At 69.1% G+C, this 4,996-nt stretch carries 3 protein-coding genes and 2 pseudogenes; all 5 read left to right on the top strand.

All coding sequences use genetic code 11. The features are described from left to right. Positions 1-150 (top strand): annotated as a pseudogene (locus LI92_RS22635) (type VII secretion protein EsxI); the annotation flags it as partial. A 167-nt stretch (positions 151-317) separates the two neighbouring features. Then, positions 318-1,217, top strand: a complete 900-nt coding sequence (locus LI92_RS19755; protein WP_046321957.1) for an ESX secretion-associated protein EspG — start codon at positions 318-320, stop codon at positions 1,215-1,217. Between the two features lie 166 nt (positions 1,218-1,383). Next, the gene (gene eccD / locus LI92_RS19750; RefSeq protein ID WP_046321956.1) at positions 1,384-2,895 is read left to right on the top strand and encodes a type VII secretion integral membrane protein EccD; all 1,512 of its coding nucleotides are present in this window, start codon (positions 1,384-1,386) and stop codon (positions 2,893-2,895) included. Beyond that, on the top strand, positions 2,873-4,681 hold the full coding sequence (locus LI92_RS19745; RefSeq protein ID WP_046321955.1) for a S8 family serine peptidase: 1,809 nt from the start codon (positions 2,873-2,875) through the stop codon (positions 4,679-4,681). Before eccD ends, LI92_RS19745 begins: the two co-directional genes overlap by 23 nt. Next, positions 4,678-4,996: pseudogene (locus LI92_RS19740) on the top strand (type VII secretion protein EccE); the annotation flags it as partial. The gene LI92_RS19745 and the pseudogene LI92_RS19740, both read left to right, overlap by 4 nt.

Raw genomic sequence — 4,996 nt, 5'->3', positions numbered from 1 at the left:
GGTTCGGTGGCCTGCCAGGAGTTCGTGACGCAGTTGGGCCGCAACTTCGCGGTCATCTACCAGCAGGCCAACTCCCACGGTCAGAAGGTCCAGACCGCCGGCAACAACATGGCCAACACCGACGCGTCGGTCGGCTCCAGCTGGGCCTGAGCGCCCCGCAATTTCGCAGCGCGCGGCAGCACACCCGATCCACGGGTGTGCTGTCGCGTGCTGCAATTGGCGGGTGGTGCCGAGCGGTCACGCCCTTTCGCGTGATCCAATAGCCAAGTACTCCGCTAAGCCAAATCCGGCGAACAATCCGGTAGAGGAGGGTAGTGATGGACCCGAGCACTCGCACCGACATCACCGTCAACGTCGAGGGTTTCTGGATGCTGCAGGCGCTGCTGGACATCCGCCATGTTGCTCCCGAGTTGCGTTGTCGGCCTTATGTTTCCACTGATTCGAACGATTGGATCACCGAGCACCCCGGCATGGCCGTGATGCGCGAGCAGGGCATCGTCGTCGACGACCAGGTCAACGAGACGGTGGCGGCACGCATGCGGGTGCTCGCCGCGCCCGACCTCGAGGTGGTGGCGCTGCTGTCGCTGGGCAAGCTGCGCTATGGGGTGAGCGAGGACGAGGACCAGGTGCCCGGCTCCCGCGACATCCCCGACAACGAGTTCCGGGTCCTGTTGGCCCGACGCGGTGAGCACTGGGTGTCGGCGGTACGCGTGGGTACCGACATCACCGTCGACGACGTCGCGATAACCGACGCCACGTCGATCGCCGCGCTGGTGCTCGACGGCATGGAGTCCATCCACCACGCCGATCCGGCGCAGATCACCGCGGTCAACGTTCCGATGGAGGAAATGCTCGAGGCGACCCAGAGCTGGCAGGACTCCGGTTTCAACATTTTCACCGGGGGAGACCTGCGCCGGATGGGTATCAGCGCCGCGACCGTGGCCGCCCTGGGACAGGCATTGTCGGAACCGGCGGCAGAGGCCGCGGTCTACGCGCGGCAATATCGCGACGACGCGAAGGGGCCCAGCGCTTCGGTGCTTTCCCTCAAAGACGGCTCGGGCGGCCGGATCGCGCTGTATCAGCAGGCGCGCACCGCCGGCTCGGGCGAAGCGTGGCTGGCGATCTGCCCGGCGACCCCGCAGCTTGTCCAGGTCGGAGTCAAAACGGTGTTGGACACCCTGCCCTACGGCGCCTGGAAAACGCATCGGCGGGTCTAGCGGCCCGGGCGGCGCCGAATGCCAAGTGACGCGAGAAAAAACCGCGGGTTAAACGCGTTCGTGCCAATGGTATGAAGTGCCCTTAGAATTGGATTGATTTGAAAATGACACATTGCGAGGCGGCACTTATGGGTACTACTTCATTATCCGATCTGGTGGTGAAACCATGACCGCGGCGATCGAGTCCGGTCAGGCGGGCGACCTCGCGCCGACGGGGCCCCGGTCGGTGGTGGTCGGAGTGATGGCCGGCGACGGCGTACAGATCGGCACGCTGCTCGACGCCGACGCTCCGGTGTCGGTGATGCTGGACCCGCTGCTGAAGGTGATCAACGGGCGGCTTGCGGAGCTCGAGGAACCCGTCCTGGCGGCCGAGGGTCGTGGCCGTTGGGTGCTCAGCCTGGTCGACGGCACGGTGCTGCGGCCCAACCAGTCGCTGACCGAGCAAGAGGTCTACGACGGCGACCGGCTGTGGCTGCGCTTCATCGAAGACGTGGAGCGGCGCTCACCGGTCATCGAGCACATCTCGACCGCGGTGGCGGTCAATCTGGCGAAGCGCTTCGCCCCGGTCGACACGGCGACGGCAGTTGGCGTCGGGGTCGCGACGATGTCCGCCGGTGTGCTGCTGGCCACCGGGCTGCTCGCCGGATGGCGGGTGCAGCACAACTCCTGGCTGACCGCCGGATTCAGTGCGGGCCTGGCCTTTTTGGTGCTGATCGCCGCCGGCCTGATCCTGATGCAGGCGCGCAACGCCTCCGACCGTCGGGTCGGCGACATCCTGCTGGCCACCGGTCTGGTGCCCCTGGTGGTGGCGGCCGCGGCAGCGGTGCCCGGAGACGTGGGCGCCGCGCAGGCGGCGCTGGGGTTCGGCGTGGCCGGTATCGCCGCATTGGCGGTCATCCGGCTCACCGGACGGCAGCTGGCCGCCTACTCGGCGGTCGCTGTCATCAGTGCGGCCGCCATGTTCGCCGGTGTACTGCGGATGCTGTTCCTGACCGGCGCAGTGACCCTCATGACCTGCATCTACCTGGCCTGCGTGCTGGCCTACCAGAGTTCGCCGTCGCTGTCGCGGTGGCTGGCCGGGCTGCGGCTGCCGGTCTTTCCCTCGGCCACCAGTCGCTGGGTTTTCGAGGCCCGGCCGGACCTGCCCACCACGGTGGTGACCTCGCCCGACGCTCCGCCCTCGCTGGAGGGGCCGGAGTCGGTACGCGAGGTCGTGCTGCGGGCAGAGCGGGCGCGGTCGTTTCTGACCGGCTTGCTGACCGGGCTGGGCGTGCTGATGGTGGTCTGCATCACCGGCCTGTGCGACCCGCACTCCGACCGGTCGTGGCTGCCGCTGCTGCTGGCCGCCCTGACCGCGGGATTCCTGGTGCTGCGCGGCCGTTCCTTCCGGGACCGCCTGCAGGCGGTCACGGTGACCCTGACCGGCCTGGTGATCGTCGCGGCCGTGGTGGTGCGCTTCGTGGTGCAGCAGTGGACAGCGACGACCGTGGTGGTCGGCGTGGCCGTGCTGGTGCTCGTGCCGATGTTCGGGCTGCTCTCGGCGGTGATCGTGCCGAACCGGATCTACAGCCCGCTGTTCCGCAAGTTCGTCGAGTGGATCGAATACCTGTGCCTGATGCCCTTGTTCCCGCTGGCGCTGTGGTTGATGAATACCTATGAAGCGATCCGGTACCGGTAGGGGCGTGCGCCGGCTGCAGCGCACCGCGGCGGCCGCCGCCGCGATGATCATGGCGGCGAGTGGCTCGCTGGCGGGCCTGCCCGCCGCCGGCGCGATCGAGCGGCCGGGGATCGACCCGGGCGCGTTGCCGCCCGACGGCACACCGGGACCGCCGCAGACCATGCGGCAGACCGCGTACTGCACCGAGGTCGGGGTGTTGCCGAACACCGACTTCCGCGTCCAGCCGGCCTATATGGACATGCTGAACCTGCCGGAGGCCTGGAAGTTCGGTCGCGGCGGCGGGGTCACCGTCGCCGTCATCGACACCGGGGTGACCCCCCATCCACGGCTGCCGAACCTGATCCCCGGCGGCGACTACGTGATGGCCGGCGGTGACGGGCTGTCGGACTGCGATGCGCACGGAACGTTGGTGGCGTCGTTGATCGCCGCCATGCCCGACAACGGGGTCACCCCGTTGCCGCCGCCACGGCAGACCCGCCGTCCGCCGTCGGTACCCACCAACGAGCCGCCGCCACCGACCCCGTCGCCGGCGACGACGATCCTGGTGCTCCCGCCGCCCGAGGCGCCCCCGGCGCCGCCGCCCACGGAGGGCGAGGGGCCGGCTCAGGGGCCATTCCCGCCGCCCCCACCGGGACCGGCGTTGCCCGTACCCGGGCCGCCGCCCGCTCCAGCCGGTCCGGCTCCGGGACCCGGCGCGGCAGCTTCGTCGGCTCACATCCCGCGTGACGGCGGTGCCGGCGTGGCGCGGTCGGCGAGTTTCTCCGGTAAGGCGCGGACCGCGCCGGTCGATTTCCACGCGCCGAGCGCACCGCCGCCGGGCGGGGCACCGGACGCCTTCAGCGGGATCGCCCCGGACGTGCAGCTGATCTCGATTCGCCAGTACAGTGCGGCCTTCGGTCCCAAAGAGCCGTTCGGGGCCGGACAGGACCCGCAGTTGCGGGAGAAGAACGAAGGCCTGCGAACCATGGCCCGGGCGATCGTTCACGCCGCCAACATGGGTGCGCAGGTCATCAACATCTCCCAGGCGATCTGCATGAACGTCCGGACCATGCTCGACCAGGCCGATCTGGGCGCTGCGGTGCGCTACGCCGCGGTCGAGAAGAACGTGGTGATCGTGGCCGCCGCCGGTGACGTCAGCTGGCGGGACTGCAAACAGAACCCCACCTATAACGCGATGCGTCCCGACGACCCCCGCGACTGGAACGGGGTCAACACCGTGGTGACGCCCGCCTGGTTTGACGAATATGTGCTGACCGTCGGTGCGGTCGACTCGGCGGGTGCCCCGCTGAGCAAGACGAGCGTCGCCGGCCCGTGGGTGTCGATCGCCGCTCCGGGGACCGACATCGAAGGGCTCTCGCCGCGCGACGACGGGTTGATGAACGCGGTCGACGGCCCGGAGAACTCGCTGCTGGTCCCGTCGGGCACCAGTTTCTCCACGGCAATCGTCTCCGGCGTGGCGGCCCTGGTGCGGGCAAAGTACCCGGAGTTGTCGGCGCACCAGGTGATCAACCGGCTGATCCGGACCGCACGACCACCGGCACGGGGGGTCGACAACGTGGTCGGGTACGGCATCGTCGACCCGGTGGCAGCATTGACCTGGGACGTTCCCGACGTGGCGTCGCAGCCACCGGAGCGGCTGTCGGCACCCCTGGAGGTGCCGCCGATGCCCCCCGAGCGGGATATGACACCGGCCTGGGTGGCCGGCGCCGGGTTGTTGGCGGCGCTCGCGGCGGCAGGCGTGGCACTTGGAGTGGCAGCATTGCGACGATCGGCAAGGAACCGATGAAGGCACAGCGCGCATTAGGGTTGAACCTGTCCTGGCTGCGGCTCACCGCGGTCTTCCTCATCGATGTGGGGATATTGGTGCTCGCCGGTCGATGGCCCGGCGACCCGACCGTTGCCGACTACGTCTGGTGGACGGGTGTCGGGGTGGCCGTGGTTGTGGCGATCATCGCGTTGCTCACCTTCCGGAACGTGCCGATCAGCACGATGTGGGGCGCCTGGCTGGTGGATCAGTTCGTCGACCCGGAGCGGGCGCTGCACCGCGGGCGAACGGCTGCGTTCGATCACCAACGGCGGTTCGGGCGTGAGTCGGTCGGGG

The organism is Mycobacterium sp. UM_Kg1, assembly GCF_000972925.1.
In the GTDB taxonomy this organism is placed as follows: domain Bacteria; phylum Actinomycetota; class Actinomycetes; order Mycobacteriales; family Mycobacteriaceae; genus Mycobacterium; species Mycobacterium hiberniae.
Note: the sequence above shows the minus strand (reverse complement) of the source record. Positions and strands in the feature narration are given on the sequence as shown.